Origin of the sequence: Glutamicibacter sp. Je.9.36 (assembly GCF_051129975.1) — a bacterium.
Taxonomy (GTDB): domain Bacteria; phylum Actinomycetota; class Actinomycetes; order Actinomycetales; family Micrococcaceae; genus Glutamicibacter.
Map to the genome: position 1 here is coordinate 572,505 of NZ_JBCPSN010000002.1, position 23,802 is coordinate 596,306.

The 23,802-nt window shown below is 62.0% G+C and carries 21 protein-coding genes; 9 read left to right on the plus strand and 12 right to left on the minus strand.

The annotated features are described in order from the left end of the window. Window positions 1–5: 5 nt before the first annotated feature. From AAZQ98_RS07150 to AAZQ98_RS07160, 3 genes are all read right to left on the minus strand, one after another. Window positions 6–962: a DUF1700 domain-containing protein gene (locus tag AAZQ98_RS07150; RefSeq protein ID WP_434690944.1), complete on the minus strand. Its 957-nt coding sequence runs from the start codon at window positions 960–962 to the stop codon at window positions 6–8. Next, on the minus strand, window positions 946–1,296 hold the full coding sequence (locus tag AAZQ98_RS07155; RefSeq protein ID WP_434690946.1) for a PadR family transcriptional regulator: 351 nt from the start codon (window positions 1,294–1,296) through the stop codon (window positions 946–948). Before AAZQ98_RS07155 ends, AAZQ98_RS07150 begins: the two co-directional genes overlap by 17 nt. 213 nt (window positions 1,297–1,509) lie before the next feature. Further along, window positions 1,510–2,457: a heme o synthase gene (locus AAZQ98_RS07160; RefSeq protein ID WP_105656652.1), complete on the minus strand. Its 948-nt coding sequence runs from the start codon at window positions 2,455–2,457 to the stop codon at window positions 1,510–1,512. A gap of 809 nt (window positions 2,458–3,266) precedes the next feature. On the opposite strand from AAZQ98_RS07160, the gene tkt reads away from it, so the two are divergent. The 9 genes from tkt to AAZQ98_RS07205 all read left to right on the plus strand — a co-directional run bounded on the left by tkt (window position 3,267) and on the right by AAZQ98_RS07205 (window position 14,627). Then, window positions 3,267–5,381 carry a transketolase gene (tkt, locus tag AAZQ98_RS07165; protein ID WP_402471023.1) on the plus strand — a complete coding sequence of 705 codons (2,115 nt, stop codon included), beginning with the start codon at window positions 3,267–3,269 and terminating at the stop codon, window positions 5,379–5,381. Between the two features lie 18 nt (window positions 5,382–5,399). Then, complete coding sequence (gene tal / locus AAZQ98_RS07170; protein ID WP_105656655.1) at window positions 5,400–6,503, plus strand: transaldolase; 1,104 nt, start codon at window positions 5,400–5,402, stop codon at window positions 6,501–6,503. Beyond that, on the plus strand, window positions 6,504–8,078 hold the full coding sequence (locus tag AAZQ98_RS07175) for a glucose-6-phosphate isomerase (RefSeq protein ID WP_133834202.1): 1,575 nt from the start codon (window positions 6,504–6,506) through the stop codon (window positions 8,076–8,078). It begins immediately after the preceding gene. 6 nt (window positions 8,079–8,084) lie between these two features. Beyond that, window positions 8,085–9,605 (plus strand): glucose-6-phosphate dehydrogenase, encoded by a 1,521-nt coding sequence (gene zwf / locus AAZQ98_RS07180; RefSeq protein ID WP_332594699.1) that lies wholly within the window; start codon window positions 8,085–8,087, stop codon window positions 9,603–9,605. Further along, window positions 9,602–10,543, plus strand: coding sequence for a glucose-6-phosphate dehydrogenase assembly protein OpcA (locus tag AAZQ98_RS07185; RefSeq protein ID WP_105656658.1), 942 nt, complete (start codon window positions 9,602–9,604; stop codon window positions 10,541–10,543). The genes zwf and AAZQ98_RS07185 overlap by 4 nt, the downstream gene beginning before the upstream one ends. Then, on the plus strand, window positions 10,533–11,273 hold the full coding sequence (gene pgl, locus AAZQ98_RS07190) for a 6-phosphogluconolactonase (RefSeq protein ID WP_434690952.1): 741 nt from the start codon (window positions 10,533–10,535) through the stop codon (window positions 11,271–11,273). Before AAZQ98_RS07185 ends, pgl begins: the two co-directional genes overlap by 11 nt. A 91-nt stretch (window positions 11,274–11,364) precedes the next feature. Next, window positions 11,365–12,348 carry an FAD-dependent oxidoreductase gene (locus AAZQ98_RS07195; RefSeq protein WP_434690955.1) on the plus strand — a complete coding sequence of 328 codons (984 nt, stop codon included), beginning with the start codon at window positions 11,365–11,367 and terminating at the stop codon, window positions 12,346–12,348. Between the two features lie 229 nt (window positions 12,349–12,577). Then, window positions 12,578–13,939, plus strand: a complete 1,362-nt coding sequence (locus AAZQ98_RS07200; protein ID WP_434690959.1) for a TrkH family potassium uptake protein — start codon at window positions 12,578–12,580, stop codon at window positions 13,937–13,939. Continuing rightward, the gene (locus AAZQ98_RS07205) at window positions 13,932–14,627 is read left to right on the plus strand and encodes a potassium channel family protein (RefSeq protein WP_388022272.1); all 696 of its coding nucleotides are present in this window, start codon (window positions 13,932–13,934) and stop codon (window positions 14,625–14,627) included. The genes AAZQ98_RS07200 and AAZQ98_RS07205 overlap by 8 nt, the downstream gene beginning before the upstream one ends. A gap of 66 nt (window positions 14,628–14,693) precedes the next feature. Here AAZQ98_RS07205 and secG read toward each other — a convergent pair whose 3' ends face one another. The 9 genes from secG to uvrC form a co-directional block, all read right to left on the minus strand. After that, window positions 14,694–14,945, minus strand: coding sequence for a preprotein translocase subunit SecG (gene secG / locus AAZQ98_RS07210; RefSeq protein ID WP_105656662.1), 252 nt, complete (start codon window positions 14,943–14,945; stop codon window positions 14,694–14,696). 22 nt (window positions 14,946–14,967) lie between these two features. Further along, window positions 14,968–15,783, minus strand: a complete 816-nt coding sequence (tpiA, locus tag AAZQ98_RS07215) for a triose-phosphate isomerase (protein ID WP_105656663.1) — start codon at window positions 15,781–15,783, stop codon at window positions 14,968–14,970. 2 nt (window positions 15,784–15,785) lie between these two features. Beyond that, entirely contained in the window at window positions 15,786–17,015 is a 1,230-nt protein-coding gene (locus AAZQ98_RS07220) for a phosphoglycerate kinase (protein ID WP_434690963.1), read from the minus strand. 16 nt (window positions 17,016–17,031) lie between these two features. Beyond that, window positions 17,032–18,039: a type I glyceraldehyde-3-phosphate dehydrogenase gene (gene gap / locus AAZQ98_RS07225; protein ID WP_105656665.1), complete on the minus strand. Its 1,008-nt coding sequence runs from the start codon at window positions 18,037–18,039 to the stop codon at window positions 17,032–17,034. A gap of 184 nt (window positions 18,040–18,223) precedes the next feature. After that, a complete protein-coding gene (locus AAZQ98_RS07230; protein WP_105656666.1) occupies window positions 18,224–18,853 on the minus strand; it encodes a superoxide dismutase in 630 nt (209 codons plus the stop codon). A 60-nt stretch (window positions 18,854–18,913) separates the two neighbouring features. Continuing rightward, window positions 18,914–19,894: a DNA-binding protein WhiA gene (gene whiA, locus AAZQ98_RS07235; protein WP_105656667.1), complete on the minus strand. Its 981-nt coding sequence runs from the start codon at window positions 19,892–19,894 to the stop codon at window positions 18,914–18,916. Window positions 19,895–19,921: 27 nt separating this feature from the next. Then, window positions 19,922–20,947 carry a gluconeogenesis factor YvcK family protein gene (locus AAZQ98_RS07240; RefSeq protein WP_105656668.1) on the minus strand — a complete coding sequence of 342 codons (1,026 nt, stop codon included), beginning with the start codon at window positions 20,945–20,947 and terminating at the stop codon, window positions 19,922–19,924. Between the two features lie 5 nt (window positions 20,948–20,952). Further along, complete coding sequence (gene rapZ / locus AAZQ98_RS07245; protein WP_105656669.1) at window positions 20,953–21,846, minus strand: RNase adapter RapZ; 894 nt, start codon at window positions 21,844–21,846, stop codon at window positions 20,953–20,955. 9 nt (window positions 21,847–21,855) lie between these two features. Next, window positions 21,856–23,799, minus strand: a complete 1,944-nt coding sequence (uvrC, locus tag AAZQ98_RS07250; protein ID WP_434690969.1) for an excinuclease ABC subunit UvrC — start codon at window positions 23,797–23,799, stop codon at window positions 21,856–21,858. Window positions 23,800–23,802 lie beyond the last annotated feature (3 nt).

Genomic DNA, 23,802 nt, shown 5'->3' on the forward strand with positions numbered 1-23,802 from the left:
GTTGCTTAACGCTGTCCCCCGGCCGTTCCACGGCGCGTGAACCACATCAAACCATAAAGTCCAAAGAAGAAATAGACTGTTCCGGCTAGCCAGAATGCGGCAAGCAGCAGCCCTTGATCCACGACGGAAACCGCAAGGAGGGCAGCACCGCAAGCGCAGGTAGCCCATAGAGCAATCCGGGAATTGGACAAGAACCCGATGCCGCAGGCCAAGCCCAGGGCAAGGTATGCGTATACGGCGACGTTCGGCTCGATACTCGTGAACGATGCGGCTCCCAGGAGCACGACTGGCAATAGCAGAGCAGTGCCACCAATGATGCGGATCAATTTCGAACGCGGTTCTCGATTCACCGATTTGGAAGAACGCCCGATGATTCCGACAAGCATCCATGCTGCGACCATTGACGGGATATAGAAGATTCCACTGCTGGTAATGAATCCGGCAACGAGCGCTGTCATGCACAAGGCCGCCGCGTAGCCGTAGATTCGTGCCGCTTTTCCCTTCATGACCGCGGTGGCCGCTACGCCAAGTCCGAATATTGCGAAGATCAGCAGTTGCAATGCGCCTTGCTCATATATCGAGTCATAGCTACTGCCCTCAGCTTCCGGCACAGAAGCGCCAAAAATCAGGTCACCCAGGGTATCTGCCAGAGTCGTGTCGATGATGGAGACAAGGACACCGAGGACCAGTGCCACCGCACCGAGCACCAAGCTATTCCTGCGTAGGGTGGCCCGCTCCTGCGGAGCCGCGTACTCGGCCAACAGAGGGGCTGCAACAGCTTCAGGACTGCCTAGCGCGGCGAGGATCTTGTCATCATCCCTGCCCAGGGCTCGGCCATCCTCGATATGCTGCGCCACATCCTCCAGAAGCTCTAAGCCCATATCCCTTGGAGCACCGCGCAGGAGCTTCCCCAATTCCCGCAAATACGCTTCCGCACTGTACTGCTCAGCTGTCGATGCCATGTTGCTCTCCAAGTAGATCGGTGACTTGCATTGAAATTGCTTCCCATACCCCGCGGAACTCGCCAACCATCAGATGCCCGTGCACGGTAATGGTGTAGTACTTCCGCTTGCGTCCCGACGCGCTTTCTTCCCAGTAGGTTTCTACCAGCCCAGTGGCTTTCATGCGCGCCAGCAACGGATACAGGCTCCCCTCGCCGGCGGTAAGCTTCCGCGCGGTGAGCTCTTCTGCCAGCTCCAACCCGTATTTATCTCCGCTGGCTAACGAAGCCAGCACACAGTACTCAAGGACGCCCTTGCGTATATTCGTGGCGATTTTCTCGCGTTGATCCGACATGCGATAACCATACCTTGCGTAGCAAGACTTGCATAGCAAGATCTAGTCTTATCTCCCCCGATGAGAGTAATTTCTGCCTAAACGCTTGGTGCGCATGCATTGGCCGATGTGAAGGGCGACTACGCCCGAACGCAGAAAAGCGCCCTTCCTGGAATCCAACTTCATTTGGATTCCAGGAAGGGCGCTAACCGGCGCTCAGCTGCGGCGTTGAACCTAGCCGAACAGCGGGCTACCCACGAACGGGTCAATGGCCAAGGCCAGGAATACGATCGACAAGTAGGTGATGGAGATATGGAAGACCTTCATGGCCTTGCGGTTGATCTCAGCCGGCTTATGGTCGCTCTGCGCTTCGCGGTAGAGCACGTGCGATTCGTAGACGAACCAAATGCCCGCGCCGCCAGCGATTGCGGTGTAAACGATTCCTGCGCTACCCAGTGGGACCAGCAGCATCGAGCAAACGACAGTGGCCCAAGCGTAGAGCACAACCTGTACCGAAACGCGGCGAGCGTTAGCGATCGCGCCCAGCATAGGCACTGAAGCCGCGTTGTAGTCATCCGCATACTTCATGGACAGCGGCCAGTAATGCGGCGGGGTCCAGAGGAAGATCACCAGGAACAGGATGATCGCTGGCCATTCAATAGTGTTGGTCACTGCGGCCCAAGCGATCAGCACAGGCATGCAGCCGGCGATGCCTCCCCAGACAATGTTCTGGGCGGTACGGCGCTTGAGGATCAAAGTGTAGAACACGACGTAGAGGAGGATTGCAGCCAGGCCCAAGGCGGTCGTCAGCGGATTGGTGCCAACCCAGAGAACCACCAGCGAGGCTATCGCCAATACCCAAGAGAAGACCAGCGCTTCCCTCGGTGTGAGGTCCCCAGTGACCAAAGGGCGCCCCTTGGTACGCTTCATCAACTTATCCATATCGCGATCGATATAGCAGTTGAATGCACCAGAAGCACCTGCGGCCATAGCTCCACCAACAAGGGTGGAGATCATGAGCCAGACGGAGGGGAAACCCCGTTCAGCAAAGATCATGGTCGGAAGGGTGCTCACTAGCAGCAACTCGATTACGCGAGGCTTCGTCAACGCCACGTAGGCATTGGCCTTGCGTTTCAGAAAATCGCCGGCATTCTCATCAGGCTGACGCGATGCGCGGGGCACTGATGCTGCGGCGACACTTTGAGTCTTCAATTAAACGCACTCAGTTCTTCACGGGTACAAGACAGACACTGCCATTCTACGCTGGATAGAAATTGATTGAAACTCCCCACGGAGAGGATCACAGTTGAAAAATGGTGATTTGGCTCAATTCAAGACGCTACAATCACCTGCCCGGTGGCTAGCCATGCACCTTTGCGGCCTCGCGCTCCCATCGGATTCTGCTCCTCAAGCCGATCTTCCGCAGGTGGCCCCCGCCCCAACCAGCGTTTCCCACGAAGCGTTGCAGCACGTCAAAGTCGACAAGCCGGGAGCCTTCGATGGAACAACCCCGCGCGGCGGGAGAACTCATCCGGTTCCAAATGCCCAACAGCCTTTCGGCAGATCGCGCGTGGTCTCCCGCACCCTGCTCCCAAATGAACAAAGATGGCAACTGATGGCCGCTAGTTGAACAAATCTTATTCCTTGTAACGTTAGCTGGTTGCCGTGCACCGGCTGGCAGAAGTGCCCGGCCACCCATATCCCCCGGCTGCCACCTGCGCACGAATGCGCAGAATGCCTGAGCAATTCGCTCACGCCATGGCATGAATAGCCGTATCAAGTCCACCTTCTGCGCAAACCGAATAATTCTGTGTCATCTTGCTAAATCCAACGCCCCAATACGCCTTTTCGCGATAGAGTTGACTCAGATTGCGCCGTCGCGACCTGCATTCCTCTGAATAAAGCACAGCCGGAGGAATCAGGAGGCGACGGCGTATTGCGTGTCAGCGGGAGATATCTCCCGTCCAAGCCTGAATGGAAGGAACGCCGCTGTGGCGACTGAATCCTTAGTTGAAGAATTCTCACTGACCGAGTTGGACCGTAAGGCCATCGACACCACCCGTGTCCTGGCAGCCGACGCCGTCGAAAAGGTTGGCAATGGCCACCCCGGTACCGCAATGAGCTTGGCTCCGGCCGCCTACTTGATTTTCCAGAAGCACCTGCGCCACGATCCGAAGGATCCGAACTGGATCGGCCGCGACCGTTTCGTGCTTTCCCCGGGCCACACCTCGCTGACCCTGTACCTGCAGCTGTTCCTCTCGGGCTACGGCCTGGAGATGGAAGACATCGAAGCGCTGCGCACCTGGGGCGCCAAGACCCCGGGCCACCCCGAGTTCGGCCACACCGCCGGCGTTGAGATCACCACCGGTCCGCTGGGCCAGGGCCTGGCTTCCGCCGTTGGTTTCGCCTACTCCCAGCGCCGCATGCGCGGCCTGCTGGATCCAGCTGCCGAGGCAGGGACCAGCCCGTTCGACCACACTGTCTATGTCATCGCTTCCGATGGCGACCTGCAGGAAGGCGTCACCTCCGAGGCCTCCTCGCTGGCCGGCCACCAGGAACTGGGCAACCTTGTTGTGATCTACGATGACAACAAGATCTCCATCGAGAACGACACCGACATCGCCTTCACCGAAGACGTGCTGGGCCGCTACGAGTCCTACGGCTGGCACACCCAGCGCGTGGACTGGACCGTCACCGGAGAATACGTCGAGGACATGGCCGCACTGGATGCTGCTGTGCGCGCCGCGAAAGCCGAGACCTCCCGCCCATCGATCATCAGCCTGCGCACCATCATCGGCTGGCCATCGCCGACCAAGCAGAACACCGGCGGCATCCACGGCTCGAAGCTGGGTACCGACGAAGTTGCCGGCCTGAAGACGATCCTGGGCTTCGACCCCGAGAAGAACTTCCAGATCGAGGACGATGTACTGGCTCACGCCCGCGAGGTCGTAACCCGCGGTGCGCAGCTGCACGCCTCGTGGAACGAGACCTTCGAGGCCTGGAAGTCCGCCAATCCGGAAGAAGCCGCCCTGCTTGAGCGCCTGCAGGCTGGCGAATTGCCAGAGGGCTGGACCGAGAAGATCCCGACCTTCGAGCCAGGCTCCACCATGGCTACCCGCGCCGCGTCGGGCAAGGTCATCAACGCGATCGCCGATGAATTGCCAGAACTCTGGGGCGGCTCTGCCGACCTCGCCGGTTCGAACAACACCACCATCGAGACCGCGAAGTCCTTCGCTCCCGAGCGCCGCTCCACCGATTCCTGGTCCGCCAGCCCGTACGGCCGCGTGCTGCACTTCGGCATCCGCGAGCACGCCGCCGCCTCGATCGTGAACGGCATCGTGCTCTCCAGCCCGACCCGTGCATTCTCCGGAACCTTCCTGATCTTCTCGGACTACCAGCGTCCGGCGATCCGCTTGGCCGCGCTGATGGGTGTCCCCTCGATCTTCGTGTGGACCCACGACTCCATCGGCCTGGGCGAAGACGGCCCGACCCACCAGCCAGTGGAGCAGCTCGCTTCGCTGCGCATCATCCCCAACTTCGACGTCGTCCGCCCAGCGGATGCCAACGAAGTCGCCTACGCATGGCGCGGCATCCTCGAGCTGACCGACACCCCTTCGGGCATCGTCCTCTCCCGCCAGAACCTGCCAATCTACGACCGCGCGGCCACCGGCTTCCGCGGCGCCGAAGGCACGCTGAAGGGCGGCTACATCCTCGCCGAGGCTGTGCGCGATGGCGCGGAGACCACTCCGGATGTCATCTTGCTGGCCACCGGCTCCGAGGTCGAGCTGGCTATCGAGGCCCGCGAAGCCCTGGCTGCCAAGAACGTCGCGGCCCGCGTCGTTTCGCTGCCGTCGCTGGAATGGTTCGCCAAGCAGGACGCGGCCTACCGCGAAGAGGTCCTGCCGGCAGCCATCACCGCCCGCGTTTCGGTTGAAGCCGGCGTGGCCCAGGGCTGGCGCGAGCTGGTCGGCGCGCACGGCGAAATCATTTCGCTGGATCACTTCGGCGCTTCCGCCGATTACAAGAAGCTGTACTCCGAGTTCGGCATCACCACCGAGGCTGTTGTAGCCGCTGCCGAAACCTCCATGCAGAACGCTGCCAAGTAAGGAACCGAAGTAAAGATTATGAGCAACCCTAATACCCAGGCCCTGTCCGACGCCGGCGTCTCCATCTGGCTGGACGACCTTTCGCGTGAACGGCTGACCAGCGGCTCGCTGGCCAAGCTGATCGAAGAGAAGAACGTGGTCGGCGTGACCACCAACCCGGCAATCTTCGCGGCATCGCTGTCCAAGGCAGAGGTGTACGGCGAGGCCATCGCCGAGCAGAAGCACCGCTCGGTGGAAGACGCGATCACCGAGATCACCAGCGACGACGTGGCAGCTGCCTGCGATCTGTTCAAGGGCGTCTACGAGTCCTCCCAGGGCTTCGACGGCCGCGTGTCCATCGAGGTCGATCCCCGCCTGGCTCACGAGACCGCACCGACCATCGCCCAGGCCAAGGCCCTGTACGAGCGCGTGAACCGCGAGAACGTGCTGATCAAGATCCCGGCAACCGTCGAGGGCCTGGAAGCCATCACCGAGACCATTGCCGCCGGCATTTCGGTGAACGTCACCCTGATCTTCTCACTGGAACGCTACCGCGAGGTCATCAACGCCTACCTGCTGGGCCTGGAGAAGGCCCACGCTGCCGGCGTGGACCTGTCCAAGATCCACTCGGTCGCTTCCTTCTTCGTTTCCCGCGTGGATTCGGAAATCGACAAGCGCCTGGACGCCATCGGCACCGATGCCGCGGCCGCCGTGCGCGGCCAGGCCGGCGTGGCCAATGCCCGCCTGGCTTACCAGGTCTTCGAAGAGTCCTTCGCTTCGGCACGCTATGAGGTGCTGGCAGCTGCCGGTGCCAACGTCCAGCGTCCGCTGTGGGCTTCGACCGGCGTGAAGGATCCTGCCTACCCGTCGACCCTGTACGTGACCGAACTGGTCGCGCCGCAGACCGTGAACACCATGCCGGAGAAGACCCTGGACGCCACCGCGGCTGAAGCCGAGGTGCGCGGCAACGCGATCGCCGGCGGCTACGATGCGGCCAACCGCGTGCTGGACAAGCTCGCCGCACTGGGCATCGACTACAACGAGGTCGTGGACCTGCTCGAGGTCGAAGGCGTTCAGAAGTTCGACGTCGCATGGAACGAGCTGCTTGAGGACATGGCTGTGGCATTGAAGGGAGCCAAGTAGATGGAGCTTGGTCTGGTAACCTCCGGCGAGGCCCTGGCCTCCGTCGATGCGTTGCTCCCGAAGCTGATCGAAGCGAAGATCGGCAGCCGCATCGCCGCCCAGGACCCGACCATTTGGGGTCCTGAGGCAGAAGCTGAGTCGGCCATCCGCCTCGGTTGGGTCAACCCCTTCGAGGCAGCTGGCAAGCTGATCCCGCAGATCCTGGATCTGCGCGATGAGCTGCAAGAAGAGGGCCTGACCCGCATCGTGCTGTGCGGCATGGGCGGCTCGTCGCTGGCTCCTGAGGTCATCACCGCCCATGACGAGGTGGAACTGGTCATCTGCGACACCACCGATCCGTCGATGGTCAAGCAGATCGTGGAAACCGACCTGCAGCGCACCGTCGTGGTGGTTGCTTCCAAGTCGGGTTCCACCGTGGAAACCGATTCGCAGCGCCGTGCGTTCACCGCTGCGTTCCAGGCTGCCGGCATCGATCCGGCGACCCGCTTGGTGCTGGTCACCGATCCGGGCTCGCCCATGGATAACCCCGATGGCGTGCGCGCGGTATTCACTGCGGATCCGAATGTCGGCGGGCGCTACTCGGCGCTGACCGCTTTCGGCCTGGTCCCTTCGGGCCTGGCCGGCGCGGACATCGAAGCCCTGGTTGAAGAATCCGGGCTGATCAACGATGTGCTGGCTCTGGACGACGAGGACAACCTCGCGCTGCACCTGGGTGCCGCCATGGCTACCGCGGGCCGCGACAAGCTGCTGATTGCCTGTGTTGGCGATGCCCTGCCGGGCTTCGGCGACTGGGCCGAGCAGCTGATCGCCGAGTCCACCGGCAAGGAAGGCAAGGGCGTGCTGCCTGTTGCCGCGCATGTGGATGCACCGGAGCTGGCGAACCCGGCTCAGGACGTGCTGCCGCTGTTCGTCTACGACGCGCTGCCTGAGGATTTCGACGAGGACGCCACCGCCGTGCACTTCAGTGCACCGCTGGGAACCGCCTTCATGATCTTCGAGTACGCCACCGCCGTGGCCGGCTACCTGCTGGGCATCAGCCCCTTCGACCAGCCTGATGTCGAGGCCGCGAAGATCGCCGCCCGATCCATGCTCGATGCTCCGGCGCAGAGCGCACCGGATGCAGTGGACGGACCAGTTGAGCTCTACGGCACCGGGGCCAAGACCTTGGAAGCGGCTGTGGAGCAGCTCGCCGCGCAGCTTCCGGCAGACGGCTACCTTGCCATCCAGGCATACCTGAACCGCAATGCGGACCAGGAGCTTGCCGCGCTGCGCGATCTGCTCGCCAAGAAGACCGGCCGTCCAGTCACCTTCGGCTGGGGTCCGCGCTTCTTGCACTCCACCGGCCAGTACCACAAGGGCGGCCCGGCACAGGGCGTGTTCTTGCAGGTCACCGCGGATCACAAGGAAGACCTTGGGATCCCGGAGCGTCCGTACACCTTCGGCGGCCTGATCACCGCCCAGGCGATCGGCGATGGCGCAGTACTGGCTGACGCCGAACATAACCGCCCAGTGCTGCGCGTGAACCTCACGGACCGCGCCGCCGGAATCGCTGCCCTGCTAGAGGCAGCGAAGTAAGGCACTATGAGCAACCCACTACGCGACGCCCGCGACCGGCGGCTTAACCGCATTGCCGGTCCGGGCGCGCTGGTGTTCTTCGGAATCACCGGCGACCTTGCCCGCAAGAAACTCATGCCAGCGGTCTACGACCTGGCTAACCGCGGACTGCTTCCCCCGAATTTTGCGATTGTCGGCTTCGGCCGCCGCGACTGGACGGCACAGGACTTCGCCGACCAGGCCCGCGAATGGATCCTCGCCAGCGCCCGCACCCCCTTCAACGAAACCGTGTTCGCCCAGCTGGCCGCCGGCATGCGCTTCATCTCCGGCGCCTTCGACGATGATGGCGCCTACGAGAAGCTGGCCGCGACCCTGGACGAACTGGCCGAATCCCGGTCCACCGGGCGCAACCACGCCTTCTACCTCTCGATCCCGCCGAGCTGGTTCGAGGTTGTCTGCCAGAAGCTCTCCGAGCACAAGCTGGCCAAGGACAAGAACCCGGGCTGGGAACGCGTGGTCATCGAGAAGCCCTTCGGCCACGACCTGCAAAGCGCCCGCGAACTGAACGAGATCGTGGAGTCCGTGTTCCCGCCGGACGCGGTGTTCCGCATCGACCACTATCTGGGCAAGGAAACCGTGCAGAACCTGCTGGCTCTGCGTTTCGGCAACCAGATGTTCGAGCCGCTGTGGAACAACAAGTACGTGGACCACGTGCAGATCACCATGGCCGAGGACATCGGCATTGGCGGCCGCGCCAGCTACTACGACGGTGTGGGCGCGGCCCGCGACGTCATCCAGAACCACCTGCTCCAGCTGCTGGCGCTGACCGCCATGGAGGAACCCATTTCCTTCGACGCGGACCACCTGCGCAGCGAAAAGGAGAAGGTGCTCACCGCCGTCCAGCTGCCCGAGGACCTGGGCGCGGCCAGTGCCCGAGGCCAGTACACCTCTGGCTGGCAGGGCGCCGAGGAGGTCGTCGGCTTCCTCGACGAGGAGGGCTTCAACCCCAAGTCCAAGACCGAGACCTACGCGGCGGTGCGCCTGAACATCAATACCCGCCGCTGGTCCGGAGTGCCGTTCTACCTGCGTGCCGGCAAGCGCCTGGGCCGCCGCGTCACCGAAATCGCGGTGGTCTTCAAGAAGGCGCCGAACCTGCTGTTCACCGACCACAAGGACGACGAATTCGGCCAGAACGCGTTCGTGATCCGCGTGCAGCCCGACGAAGGCGCGACCATCCGCTTCTCCTCCAAGGTGCCCGGCACCCAGATGGAGATCCGCGATGTGACCATGGACTTCGGCTACGGCAACGCCTTCACCGAATCCTCGCCCGAGGCCTACGAGCGGCTGATCCTCGATGTGCTGCTCGGTGAGCCGCCGCTGTTCCCGCGCCATGAGGAAGTCGAGCAGTCCTGGCGCATCCTGGATCCTTTCGAGGAGTACTGGGCCTCGCAGCCCACCCAGCCCGATCCCTACGCTCCGGGCTCCTGGGGACCCGAAAGCAGCGATGAGCTGATGGCCAAGGATGGAAGGACCTGGAGACGACCATGATGATCGATCTTCCCAACACCACCACCTCCAAGGTGGCCAAGAAGCTGATCTCCTCGCGCCGCACCCACGGCGTGGTGGCGCTCTCCCGCGTGATGACCCTGGTGGTCATCACCCGCGAGGGGTTCGCCGAGAACGCGATCGAGGCGGCCAACCTGGCCAGCCGCGAGCATCCCTGCCGGATCATCGTGGTGGTCCGCGGCAACAAGTCCGAGGCCAACCGCCTGGACGTGCAAATCCGCGTGGGCGGGGACGCCGGCGCCTCCGAGGTGATCGTGATGCGCACCTACGGCCCGGATGTCGTGGCCGACGAGGCGCTGATCTCCGCACTGCTGCTGCCCGATGCGCCGATCGTGGCCTGGTGGCCGCATGGCGTGCCGCAGGATCCGGCCGGCACCGCGCTGGGCAAGCTGGCGCACCGCCGCATCACCGATTCGGCGGAAACCGAAGACCCCACCGCCGCGCTGTTCAGCCGCATCGAGACCTACCAGGCCGGAGACACCGACCTCGCCTGGACGCGACTGACCCTGTGGCGTGCCCAGCTGGCGAGCATCATCGACCTGATCGGCACCGAGGGGCTTTCCGGCATCACCGTGAAGGGCTCGGATAATTCCCCGTCCACCACCTTGCTGGCCGCCTGGCTGACCCTGTGCCTGGACGTCCCGGTGACCATCGCCGCGGACAAGTCCAATGGCGGGCTCTCCAGCGTCCGGCTGGCACGCGAAGCCGGCGACGTGGAGCTTTCGCGCCCTTCCGGCGCGGTAGCCCACCTTTACCTGCCCGGATCGGCCCCGCAGCGCATCTCCCTGCCACGGCGTTCGGTCGCCGAATGCCTGGCCGAAGAGATGCGCCGCCTGGACGCCGATGACGTCTTCGGCGAGGTCATCACCAAGGGCCTGAACCTGACCAACCTGAGGAGCATCAGATCCAGTGATCGCTAGGCAAATTCTGATCCACGAGAACCCGGAAGCTACCGCCCACGCCATTGCGGCCCGGCTGATCACCTCGATCGCCGATGCACTGGCCGCCCGCGGAGTTGCCCACGTGGTGGTGACCGGCGGTTCGCTGGGCATCGCCGCCCTGGAAGCCGTCGCGGCCAACCCCGCCAAGGCCTCGGTCAACTGGTCGCAGGTGCACTTCTGGTGGGGCGACGAGCGCTTTGTCGCCACCGATTCAGCAGATCGCAACGTGCTGCAGGCCGCAGCCCTGTTCGACGCGCTGGATGAATTGGGCCTGGACCGAGCCACCGTGCACGCCATGGGCGCCAGCGACAAGTACGAGTCCGCCGAGCAGGCCGCCGCGGCCTATGCCGAGGAGCTGGCTGGGGAAGCCGAAGACGGCGCCTTGAACCCCGCGTTCGATGTGCTGATGCTGGGCATGGGCCCGGACTCGCATGTCGCCTCGCTCTTCCCGAACCACACCCGGTCCGATGAGCCAGGAGTCATCGCGGTCCACGACTCCCCCAAGCCGCCTGCGCACCGCGTCACGCTCACCATGGGCACCATCAACACCGCCAAGGAGGTCTGGCTGATCGTGGCCGGTGCCGACAAGGCGCCGGCGCTGGCCAAGGCCCAGCACGAGGTCAACGAGACCGCTGTCCCGGCCTCCGCCGTGCACGGCACCCAAGCGACCCGCTGGATCATCGACCGCGCCGCGGCCACCTTGCTCTAGCCTGCACCGCATCGCCGGTGCCGCGATCCTGCACTCCAGGATCGCGGCACCGGCCTTTGCTTTCCCCTCGCCACCTGCCCGAAAGGTTCCCATGCATTCCGCCCCGCTGCCCGATGCCGCGCAGCCATCCCGCAAGGTCACGGTGATCGGCGCCGGCGTCATCGGGCTCTCCACCGCCCATGAGCTGGCTGCCGCCGGCCACCAGGTCACCGTCATCGCCGACCAGCTGCCGCTGCAGACGGTCTCCGCGGTGGCCGCAGCCATCTGGTTCCCGTACCACTCGGAGAACTCCGCTGCCGCCGATCTGCTGCTCGCCCGTTCGCTGGCACGCTTCGAGGAGCTCTCCGGCATCAAGGAAACCGGCATCGACCTGCGCCGCGGCCTGAATCTGGAAGCGTCCCCGGAGGAAGACCGCTCTTGGGCGCAGATCGTCGCCGACGCCGCCGAAGCCCCGGCAGAAGACATCCCGCGCATTGCCGCCGCCGGCATGCGTGCCACCGTCCCGGTGATCACTATGCCTCTCTACCTGTCCTGGCTGCATGAACAAGCCTTGGCCAAGGGCGTCAAGTTCATCCAGCGCACCATCGGGTCCATCGACGAGCTGAAGGAAGAGGCCGACGCCGTCGTATTGGCCACGGGCCTGCGTGGCGGCGAACTCACCGGGGATGACGGCACCGTCTACCCCATCCGAGGCCAGGTGATCCGCCTGGCAAACTCCGCAGGGTTGGTCCACTGGCTCTGCTATGACGAGCATCCCCAGGGCGTCACCTACATCATTCCGCGCCGCGATGACATCATTGTTGGCGGTACCGACGTGGCCAACGACTTCAACTCCGAGGTCGACCCGCAGACCGCCACCGACATGCTGCGCCGTGCCATCGGCCTGGTCCCCCAGCTGGCCGGCTGCGAGATCCTGGAGCACAAGGTGGGGCTGCGCCCGGCACGCGAGACGATCCGCCTGGAGCGCGTCGACGGGCACGCGGTGCCTGTCATTGCGGCCTACGGCCACGGCGGGGCTGGGGTCACCCTTTCCTGGGGTACCGCACAGCGGGTCGTGGAATTGCTCGAAACCTAGCAGTACCAGCGGCCAATCGGCAGCCACGCGTTTTCCGCGTGGCTGCCGGTCTGCTTTAACCGGCGGCGCGGCTGCGGCAGATCGGCCCGCGCGCTCCCGCAGGCGCGCTATTAACCCCGGGCCAGGTGACGGGAATCACCATTGACACCGGCTTTTCCGAGCGTATTATTTCATTCGTACTACTCGTCCCACGGTTTCGCGAGACGTTATTTCGACCATTGCGATCTCCATGAATCTTCCCAATGCGCGGTCCGCCGCGCAGCACAGCGTGCTGGCCAAACCCGCACGCGCAGTGGCCTTCGCCTTTGCCGGCGCAATCCTCATTGGCGGGTTGCTGCTGTCTTCACCGGCGGCCAACACGCAAGGCACCTTCACATCGTTGGTGGACGGGATCTTCACCGCGACGTCAGCGGTGTGCGTCACCGGCCTGACTGTCTTGGATACGGCAACCCACTACACCCTCTTCGGCAAGATCGTCATCCTGGTCCTGATCCAGGTTGGCGGCCTGGGCCTGATGCTCGTCGCATCGTTGCTGAGCATGCTGGTCATGGGCCGCATCGGCTACCTCACCCGGCTCTCCACGCAGCGCGAAAGCTCCGCCGTTTCGGGTGCCGACGTGCGCACCTCGGCATTGATGATCATCAAGCTGTCACTGGCCATCGAATCCGCAGTGGCCCTCGTCTTGGCCCTCCGCTTCTGGCTGGCCTACGACTACGAACCCGCCAGGGCAATCTGGCATGGCCTGTTCCATGCTGTCTCTTCCTTCAATAACGCGGGATTCGCCCTCTACTCGAATAACCTGATGGATTTCGTGGCGGACCCGTGGCTATGCATCCCCATCAGCATCGCCATCATCCTCGGCGGCTTGGGCTTCCCGGTTCTGGTCCAGCTCAGGCATCATTGGCGGAATTCGCTGAAGTGGACGATGAACACTCGCCTGGTCCTGCTCATGACCGCATTGCTGCTGCTTGGCGGCACCATCTTCATCACCGCCATGGAATGGTCCAATCCGAAGACGCTGGGCGAGCTTGAACCTGCACAGCGGATCCTGGCTGGATTCTTCCACTCAGTGCAGACGCGTACCGCTGGTTTCAATTCCATCGATATCGGCGCGATGCATCCAGCATCCTGGCTGGGCATGGATGTGCTGATGTTCATCGGCGGAGGGCCGGCCGGCACCGCCGGCGGCATCAAGATCACCACGGCTGCGATCCTGCTGTTCATCATCATGACCGAGCTTCGCGGCGAGACCGCCGTCAACGTCCTGGGCAAGCGCCTGTCCCGCTCGGTGCACCGGCAGGCCATCACGGTGGCGCTGATGGGCGTAGCGGCCGTATTCGTCGGCACCATGGGCCTGCTCCTGCTGACCGGCTATTCCCTGGACCGCTGCCTCTTTGAAGCCACCTCCGCATTCGGCACCGTCGGGTTGTCCACCGGCATTACCCCGGATTTGCCGGACCCTGCCAAGGGCATCCTCATTGCATTGATGTACCTGGGCCGCGTCGGGGTCCTCTCGCTGGGCTCCGCGCTGGCCCTGCGCGATCGAAAAGCGCTCTACGAACTCCCCAAGGAAAGGCCTTCAATTGGCTAAGCTACTGAATTTTCGAAATGACGCAAAGGGGCTGTCGAAAGCGAACTCCGTTGCCGTGATCGGGCTCGGGCGATTTGGCGAATCCCTGGCCCTGGAACTGATGAAGTCCGGTACCCATGTCCTGGGCATTGACGTGCATGAGAACATCGTCCAGTCCCTGAACGGGGAATTGACACAGGTGGTTCGCGCCGACGCCTCAAGCCGGGAAATCCTTGAACAACTCGCGATCCACGAATTCGACCGCGTGGTGGTTGCCGTCGGCAGCCACCTGCAGTCATCCATCTTGTGCTGCTCGCTCTTGGTCAGCATGGGGATCCCGCAGATCTGGGCCAAGGCGCAGGACGATCGGCACGGGCTGATCCTGGAGCAGCTCGGAATCCACCACATCGTCTACCCGGAGAAGGACATGGGCAAGCGAGTCGCCCACCTGGTGCGCGGATCCATGATGGACTACCTGGAAGTCGATCCAGGCTATGCCATGGTGAAAATGAGCGCACCAGCCACATTGCACGGTGTGAAACTCAGTGATGCCGGGGTACGCAATAAATACCGGGTGACCATCGCTGCCACGACCAATGCGGCCGGCGAATGGAAGAACACGGACGGAAACACCGTCCTGCAGACCGGAGACAAGATCCTCGTGCTGGGATCGATTGCCGATACCGAGAAGTTCGGGCAACTGGCCTGAGACGCGCAATAGGCGCCTTCCACATGATGTGGAAGGCGCCTATTGACTGCTACGGAAGGGTACTGCCTAGGCTTCGATGCTGAATCGCAGGACCAGAGCGAGGCCGATAATCACGGCACCCCAGATCAGACCAAGAATAATGGTGATGCGGTTCAGGTTGCGCTCGGCTACACCCGAAGATCCCATTGAGCTGGTCATGCCGCCGCCGAACATGTCGGACATACCGCCACCACGGCCCTTGTGCAAAAGGATCAGCAGGGTCAGCAGGACGCTTGTAATGCCCAGCAATACCTGCAAAATGATCTTGATAATATCCAAGTCGACGGTTCCTTAGTTAGATTCAGTCGGTGACGAGATGATGCTCGAACCTGACAATATTAGCAAATTCCTCGGCATCCAGGCTGGCACCGCCAACCAACACGCCATCAACATCGCGTTCGCGCATGATCGATGCGGCATTTGCTGCCTTAACACTACCGCCATAGAGCAGTTGAGTCTTCTCGGCAATCTCTGCACCGAAGCGTTCAGCCAGCGCACCGCGAATTGCGGCGCACATTTCCTGCGCGTCAGCTGGTCCGGCAACTTCACCCGTACCGATGGCCCAGACTGGTTCGTAGGCGATGACCAGGCTTGCGGCCTGCTCAGCGGTTACGCCTTCCAGCGACTGAGCCAACTGGTCCAGGGTGAATGCCACATGCTCGCCGGCCTTGCGTACTTCCAGGCCTTCGCCGACGCAGAGCATCGGGGTCAGGTCGTGGCGGTAGGCAGCAGCCAGCTTGGCGGCAATCACCTGGTTGGTTTCATTGTGGTACTCGCGACGCTCGGAGTGGCCTACCAAAACGTAGGTGCAGCCGAGCTTCTTGAGGAACTGGCCCGAAATTTCACCAGTGTACGCACCTGAGTCCTGTGCGGATAGATCCTGGGCACCGTAAACGATATCCAGTTTGTCGCCCAGGGTCAGCGTCTGCACGCCGCGGATGTCGGTGAAGGGAGGGAACACTGCGACCTCGGCACGATCGTAATCGTGCTCGTGGTCCTTCAAGGTCCACGCCAGCTTCTGCACCAGGGTGATGCCCTGGACGTGGTCCATGTTCATCTTCCAGTTGCCGGCAATCAGCGGCTGGCGCACAAAGGCGCCGTTCTGCGAAATGGTCATTATTAGCCTTCCAATGCGGCAACACCCGGCAGGGTCTTGCCTTCGAGGTACTCCAGCGAAGCGCCGCCACCGGTGGAGATATGGCCGAAGTCATCCTCCGAGAAGCCCAGTGCGCGCACGGCTGCAGCGGAATCGCCGCCACCTACGACGCTGAACGCTTCCGAGTCCGCCAGAGCCTGCGCGACGGTACGGGTACCTTCGGCGAAAGCAGGGATCTCGAAGACGCCCATCGGGCCGTTCCAGAACACGGTATTTGCGCTGGTGATGTAGCTTGCGAACAGTTCAGCGGACTTTGGTCCGATGTCCAGGCCAAGGCCGTTGGAGCCGAAGCTGGCTTCTTCGATCTTGTCTGCGGCCAGCACCTCGTGCTCTGCGTCGGCACCGAACTTGCTTGCCACGACGACGTCGCTAGGCACGATGATGTCGCAGCCGAGCTTCTCGGCCCGCTGCAGGTATTCCTGGCAGGTTGCGATCTGGTCTTCTTCAAGCAGCGAGCTGCCAATGGCGAAGCCCTGCGCCTTGAGGAAAGTGAAGGCCATGCCGCCACCGATCAGCAGCTGATCGGCCTTGCCCAGAAGGTTGTCGATGACAGCGAGCTTGTCCGATACCTTGGACCCTCCGAGCACCACAACGTATGGGCGCTTCGGGGCCTCGGTCAGGGTCTTGAGGACCTTGACCTCGGTAGCAACCAGGTCGCCCTGGTAGCTAGGCAGCAGACTGGCGATGTCGTAAACCGAAGCGTGCTTCCGGTGCACAGCGCCGAAAGCGTCGTTCACGTAAGCGCCGTTCTGACCGGTCAGCGCAGCCAATTCCTTGGCGAACTCTTCGCGCTGCGCATCATCCTTGGAGGTTTCGCGAGCATCGAAGCGGACGTTCTCCAGAACCAGCACGGAGCCCTCTTCGAGGTTTGCCGCCAACTGGCGAGCGGAGTCGCCCACCACGTCTTCGGCAACAGCTACGTCGAAGCCAGCCAGTTCGTCCAGGCGGTTAGCCGCAGGAGCGATGGAGTACTTGGCATCGACCTGGCCCTTGGGGCGTCCCAAGTGGGCCATTACGATGACCTTTGCGCCAGCTTCAGCCAGCTTGCCGATGACTGGCAGCGACGCGCGGACGCGGCCATCATCGGTCACAGTTGCACCGTCGAGCGGTACGTTCAGGTCACTGCGGACCAGAACGTACCGTCCGCGGACGCCGTTGTCAGCGATCAATTCGTCAATGGTGTGAGAAGACATGTCTCTAGGTTATCGACTAGAGGCTGGATCCCACGAATTCAACGAGGTCAACAAGTCGCGAGGAGTAGCCCCACTCGTTGTCGTACCACGCGACGACCTTCACGCTGTTGCCCATCACGGTGGTCAGACCGGAGTCGAAAACTGCCGAGTGGGGGTTGGTCACGATGTCCGAAGAAACCAGTGGATCGGTGGAGTACTCAAGGTATCCGCTCAATGCACCCTCGGCAGCTGCCTTCTCGAATGCTGCGTTGATTTCTTCCACAGTTGCGGTGCGGGCCAGGTTCACGGTCAGGTCGGTGGCCGAACCGGTTGGAACTGGTACGCGCATAGCGTAACCGTGCAGCTTGCCCTTCAGCTCTGGGAGCACCACGCCGATGGCCTTTGCGGCACCGGTCGAGGTCGGGATGACGTTCAGCGCCGCGGCGCGGGCACGGCGCGGGTCGCTGTGCGGTGCATCCTGCAGGCGCTGGTCTGCGGTGTAAGCGTGGATGGTGGTCATCAGGCCATCAACAATGCCGAACTCTTCGTTCAGCACCTTGGCTACTGGAGCCAGGCAGTTGGTGGTGCATGACGCGTTCGAAATGATGGCGTGGTTTGCAGGATCGTACTTGTCCTGGTTGACGCCCATCACGATGGTGATGTCTTCATTCTTGGCAGGAGCCGAGATGATGACCTTCTTTGCGCCAGCAGCTACGTGCTTCTTGGCGTCTTCTGCGTTGGTGAAGAATCCGGTCGATTCAATGACGACATCGACGTTCAATTCGCCCCATGGAAGGTTGGCTGGCTCGCGCTCAGACAGAACCTTGATACGGCGTTCTCCGACGACGATGGTATCGCCGTCCACGGATACCGGCTCGCCCACTGGGCCGAGCACGGAATCGAACTTCACCAGGTGAGCAAGCGAATCGATTGAACCAAGGTCATTGACGGCGACGATTTCAATGTCTGCCTTATGGGCCAGAACTGCACGCAGGAAGTTGCGTCCGATACGACCGAAACCATTGATTCCAACACGGGTTGTCACGTGACTATCTCCTCTAAATGGGATGATGATGCCACGACCGCACGCGAGCGGAGGTGGCCTTCTTTAAGAGGACACTCCGTTGTGCCGTGCTTGCGGATCCCAACGAATTGCCGGGATCCGCAACACACTTGAAACATACTACGCTACATTAGCGCAGAATGTGAGCTAACTTACCAGATAAGTCTTACTTGCCTGGAAGGATCAGCGCTGCTGCGCCGTTGCGGGCAGCTTCGAATCGAGCCTGGACATCTGCCCAGTTCACGATGTTCCAGAACGCCTTGACGTAGTCAGCCTTGACGTTGACGTAGTCCAGGTAGAAGGCGTGCTCCCACATGTCCAGCATCAGCAGCGGGGTGGTTGCCACTGGGATGTTGCCCTGCTGGTCGTACAGCTGCTCGATGACCAGCTGGCCGCCCAGTGCGTCGTATGCCAGCACTGCCCAGCCCGAGCCCTGCAGGCTCATGGCCGAAGCGGTGAAGTGGCCACGGAAAGCGTCGAACGAACCGAAGAAGTCGTCGATGGCCGCTGCCAGCTCGCCCTCAGGCTTGTCGCCACCCTCTGGGGACAGGTTGTTCCAGAAGATCGAGTGGTTGGTGTGGCCACCCAGGTGGAACGCCAGGTCCTTGGACAGCTTAGGGATGTTGCCGAATTCGCCCTTTTCGCGAGCTTCAGCCAACTGCTCCAGTGCCGAGTTTGCGCCAGCAACGTAGGTTGCATGGTGCTTGGAGTGGTGCAGTTCCATGATGCGAGCCGAGATGTTCGGCTCCAGTGCGGCGTAGTCGTACTGCAGTTCTGGCAGTGAATAAACAGCCATGATTCTCCTCAATCTTCTCAATTGGTTGAATCTCCGCGGGAGGGCTCCCGCGGGGACATTTTAATGTTCCAGTTCATCTCCTGGAACGCTGGACTCCGTACCTGGTATTCCCAGATCGCTCGCCTTTTTATCCGCCATAGCCAAAAGGCGGCGGATTCGGCCAGCAATGGCGTCCTTGGTCATTGGCGGTTCGGCCATGCGGCCGAGCTCATCCAAGGAGGCTTGCTTGTGCTCAAGGCGCAGCAGTCCCGCATAGCGCAAGTGCTCGGGAACCTCGTCGCCCAAGATGCCCAGTGCACGCTCAACGCGGGCACCGGCAGCTACCGCTGCCTGGGCGCTGCGCCGCAGGTTGGCGTCGTCGAAGTTCGCCAAGCGGTTCGCCGTCGCGCGCACTTCCTTGCGCATGCGCCGTTCTTCCCAGACCATGAGCGCATCGTGAGCGCCCATGCGGGTCAGCAGTTGGGCGATGGCATCGCCATCACGGATCACCACGCGGTCCACACCGCGCACTTCACGCGCCTTCACCGTCAGTCCCAGGCGGCGAGCTGCACCGACCAGCGCCAAAGCGGCTTCTGGCCCAGGGCAGGTGATTTCCAAAGCGGAGCTGCGCCCGGGTTCGGTCAACGATCCGTGGGACAGGAATGCGCCGCGCCATACAGCTTCAGCGTCGGCGGTAGAACCGTTGACGATCACCGAGGGCAGGCCGCGTACCGGCCGGCCGCGCTGGTCAAGCAGGCCAGTTTGGCGTGCAAGCACTTCGCCGTCCTTGGAAACACGCACAATGTAGCGGCTCCCCTTGCGGATGCCCGATCCGGAAACCATGACGATTTCGGCATCGTGGCCGTACAGCTCGCCGATAGCAATCTTCAACCGCCGGGCCGTCGCCGCGAGGTCCACTTCTGCTTCGATGACAATTCGCCCGGAGACGATGTGCAGCCCGCCGCTGAAGCGGAGCATGGTCGAAACCTCGGCCTTGCGGACCGATGGCTTGCGAATCTCTACCCGCGACAGCTCGTCTTTGACGGAAGCCGTCAATGCCATGAATCAAACTCCCTTACTTGGATCTTCCTAAGACCCGATCGCGGTAAACACCTCGTGATAGGCCGCCGCTAGTCGCAACGGGTCGTGCACAGCACGACCGTCAGATACTCCTACTGTACTAAAAAAGACACGCGCACCGAGTTTTTGCGCTGCCAGCTCAAATCGATCCCTGTTAAGAATCTTTGATTCGTCGGCAATAATTGCATCGAATTTGACCTCGGGTGCGTAACGTCCCAGCACCTCCAAGTGCGCCGCGGCGTCCATCCCGGAAGTCTCTGCCGTATCAAAGGCCAGGTTCATGGTCAGCAGCTTCTTGGCCGTGGTCGATGCCAGGGCCTGGCGCATATCCGGCAGCAGCAGATGCGGGAGCACCGAGGTGTACCAGGAACCGGGACCGAGAATCACCCAGTCCGCCAGATCGATGGATTCCAGCGCTTCGGAGCAGGCCGGCGCATCGGACGGTTCCAGGTACACGTGGGTAACCAGGCCGCCGGAACCGGCACGAGCCAGCTTGGCCTGCCCATCGATTCGGCGACGCACCAAGGTGTCGTTCACCGGGTCGGATTCAAGAACCTCGCCATGGATGGACAGCGGAACCGTGCTCATTGGCAGGACCTGCCCGCGCGCGCCAAGCAGGGCACCTGCCCAACGCAGGCCAGCTACCGGGTTATCGAGCAACTCCCACAGCGCCAGGATCAGCAAATTGCCAACGGCATGGCCGTTCAATGGCTCGTCGGCGTTTTCGGTCGATTCAAAGCGGTACTGCATGACATCGCGCCAGGTACGGCCCCAGTCATTGTCGTCGCACAGCGCAGCCAGCGCCATGCGCAAGTCTCCCGGGGGCAGCACATCGAAGGATCCCCGAAGCCGCCCTGAACTGCCGCCGTCATCGGCCACCGTGACGACGGCGGTGAGGTCGGTAGTCAGACGGCGCAGGGCAGAGAGCGACGAGGACAGCCCGTGTCCCCCGCCCAAGGCAACCACCGATGGGTTGCGGTAATCATCACTTCGAGTCAGTCCCTGGATCGGGATCGGACCTGTAGCAAAGGCCATGGCGGCTACTCACGCCCCAGATCACGGTGGCTGATATTCACCCTGACGTTCGGGAACTGCGCCAGGCGCCGGCCCAGCTCGATGGTGGTTGCTACCGAGCGGTGCTTGCCGCCGGTGCAGCCCACGGCAATAGTCGCGTAGTGCTTATTCTCGCGGCGGTAGCCTTCAAAGACCGGTTCCAATGCCTTGAGGTAGTTCTCGATGAACTCGCTCGTGCCTTCCTGGCTCAGCACATAGTCCGACACTTCCTTGTCCTTGCCTGTCTGCGGGCGCAGTTCAGGTACCCAATGGGGGTTGGGGATGAAACGGACATCTGCCACGTAGTTGGCATCGGCGGGCAGGCCGTACTTGAACCCGAAGCTCATCACGTTGATGCGCAGGATGATCGGCCCGGATTCGCTGAACAGTTCGTTGACTGCACGTGCCAGGTCGTGCACCGACATGGTCGTGGAATCCAAGATGATTTCGGCAGCTTCACGCAATTGATCGGTGATTCCGCGTTCGCGCTTGATGCCGTCGACAATGCGGCCGTCATCCTGCAGCGGATGCGGCCGGCGACCCTGCTCGAAGCGGCGGATCAGCACCTCGTCGCTGGCGTCGAGGTAGACCAGGCGGAACTTCACCCCGCTGGCTGTCAGGTTCGCCAAGGCATCGCGGATTTCCGGGAACATTTCCTTGGAGCGCACGTCCATCACGACAGCCATCTTCGGGATGGAGCCCTGCGAACGGCTCATCATCTCCGTCAAGGGTCCAAGCATGGCCGGTGGAAGGTTCTCCACTACGTACCAGCCCTGGTCTTCCAGAGCATGCGCGACTGTGGTGCGACCGGCACCTGACATGCCGGTTACGATCACGAGTTCGGACTCAGGGGGTTTTACTGCTTCATACTCAGCGGTCATATCACAAGGCTAGTCGACAATTTCGCCTGTAGTCATATTCACACCGGTTAATGAAGCGTCTTCTAGGGACTCTTTGATGGAAGTCGCAAGTTTTTCACCGACTCCTGGCACGTCCATCAGCTCCTCGATGCTCGCCGCACGGATCTTCTTCATCGACCCGAAGTGCTTGCGCAGAGCAGCCTGCTTGGACTTGCCCAGCCCCGGGATCGCGTCCAAATCCGAGGCGATCATGGATTTGGCACGCTTGGCGCGGTGGAAGTTGATCGCAAAACGGTGCGCCTCGTCGCGAAGCCGCTGCACCAAATACAGGGCAGCTGAGGCACGCGGCAGGATCACCGGGAACGGATCGTCGGGCAGCCACAGTTCTTCCAAGCGCTTAGCCAGGCCGACCACAGGAATGTCATCGATTCCCAGATCGTCCATGGCCTTCTGCGCCGCGGCCACCTGGGGCGGTCCGCCGTCAACGATCACCAGGGATGGCGGGTAGGAGAATCGCTTCTTTTCCTGCTCGCCGGTTTCTTCATCCATTTCCCCGGTTGCAAAGCTCTTGGGGTCGATCTTCTCTTTCAGATAGCGGCTGAAGCGACGGTAGATCACGTCGTACATGCTGGCGGTATCATCGCGTGCTGCATCACCGGTGATGGAGAACTTTCGATATTCGCTCTTCTTGGGCAATCCATCTTCAAAGACCACCATGGAAGCAACCACGTTGGTGCCTTGGGTATGCGACGCGTCATAGCATTCGATGCGCAGCAGTGCTTGTTCGGCGCCCAGTGCATCCTGCAGTTCCTGCATCGCCAGCGAACGCGTGGTGATATCACCTGCTCGCTTCGATTTGTGCAGGCGCAGCGCTTGTTCCGCGTTCTCCACGACGGTGGATGCCAGTGCCGCTTTGTCGCCGCGTTGGGCGACGCGCAAGGAGACTTTGGAACCGCGCAGCTCAGTGAGCCAGGTCGTGACATCCTCAATGTCTTCGGGCAGAGTCGGAACCAGGATTTCCTTGGGAATCCGGTCCGCGTGATCTGCGTAGACCTGGGTGAGAAGCTGCTCGACGAATTCAGCGCCGGTGGTATCCGCAACCTTTTCGACGACCCAGCCTCGTTGCGAACGGATACGGCCGTCGCGGACATGGAATACCTGCACGGCGGCTTCCAATTCATCGCCATGAATGCCGAAGATATCAGCTTCGGTACGGTCATCAAGGACCACGGCGTTGCGTTCAAAAACTCTGTTCAGTGCGGCAATGTCATCGCGATAGCGGGCGGCCTTCTCGTATTCGAGTTCGGCCACCGCCTCTTGCATCTTGGCTGTCAGGGCCTTGGTGAACTTAGTAGCCTCACCGCTCATGAAGGTGCATAGGTCATCAGCCAGTTGGCGGTGGTCTTCTTCGCTGATGCGCCCCACGCAGGGCGCCGAGCATTTGTCGATGTACCCCAAGAGGCAAGGGCGACCCGATGCTTCGGCACGCTTGAACACGCCAGGCGCACAGCTGCGCACAGGAAAGACCCGCAACAGCGTATCGAGGGTTTCCCGGATGGCCTTGGCCGGATAGAACGGCCCGAAATACTTCACGCCCTTGCGCTTGTCCCCGCGCATGACCAGGGCGCGCGGGTACTTTTCGTTCAAAGTGACGGCAAGGTACGGGTAGGTCTTGTCATCACGGAAAACAATATTGAACCGGGGATTGTATTCCTTGATCCAGGAGTACTCCAGCTGCAGCGCTTCCAATTCGGAACCTACTACGGTCCACTCCACGCTGCCGGCGGTGAATACCATGGCCCTAGTTTTGGGCGTGAGCCGGTCAGGATTGGCGAAGTAGGAGGTCAAGCGGTTGCGCAGGACCTTGGCCTTGCCAACGTAGATGACACGGCCGTGTTCATCGCGGAAACGGTACACGCCCGGTTTCGTGGGAATGTCCGAAGTTCTCGGACGGTAACTTGCCGGATCAGCCATGGT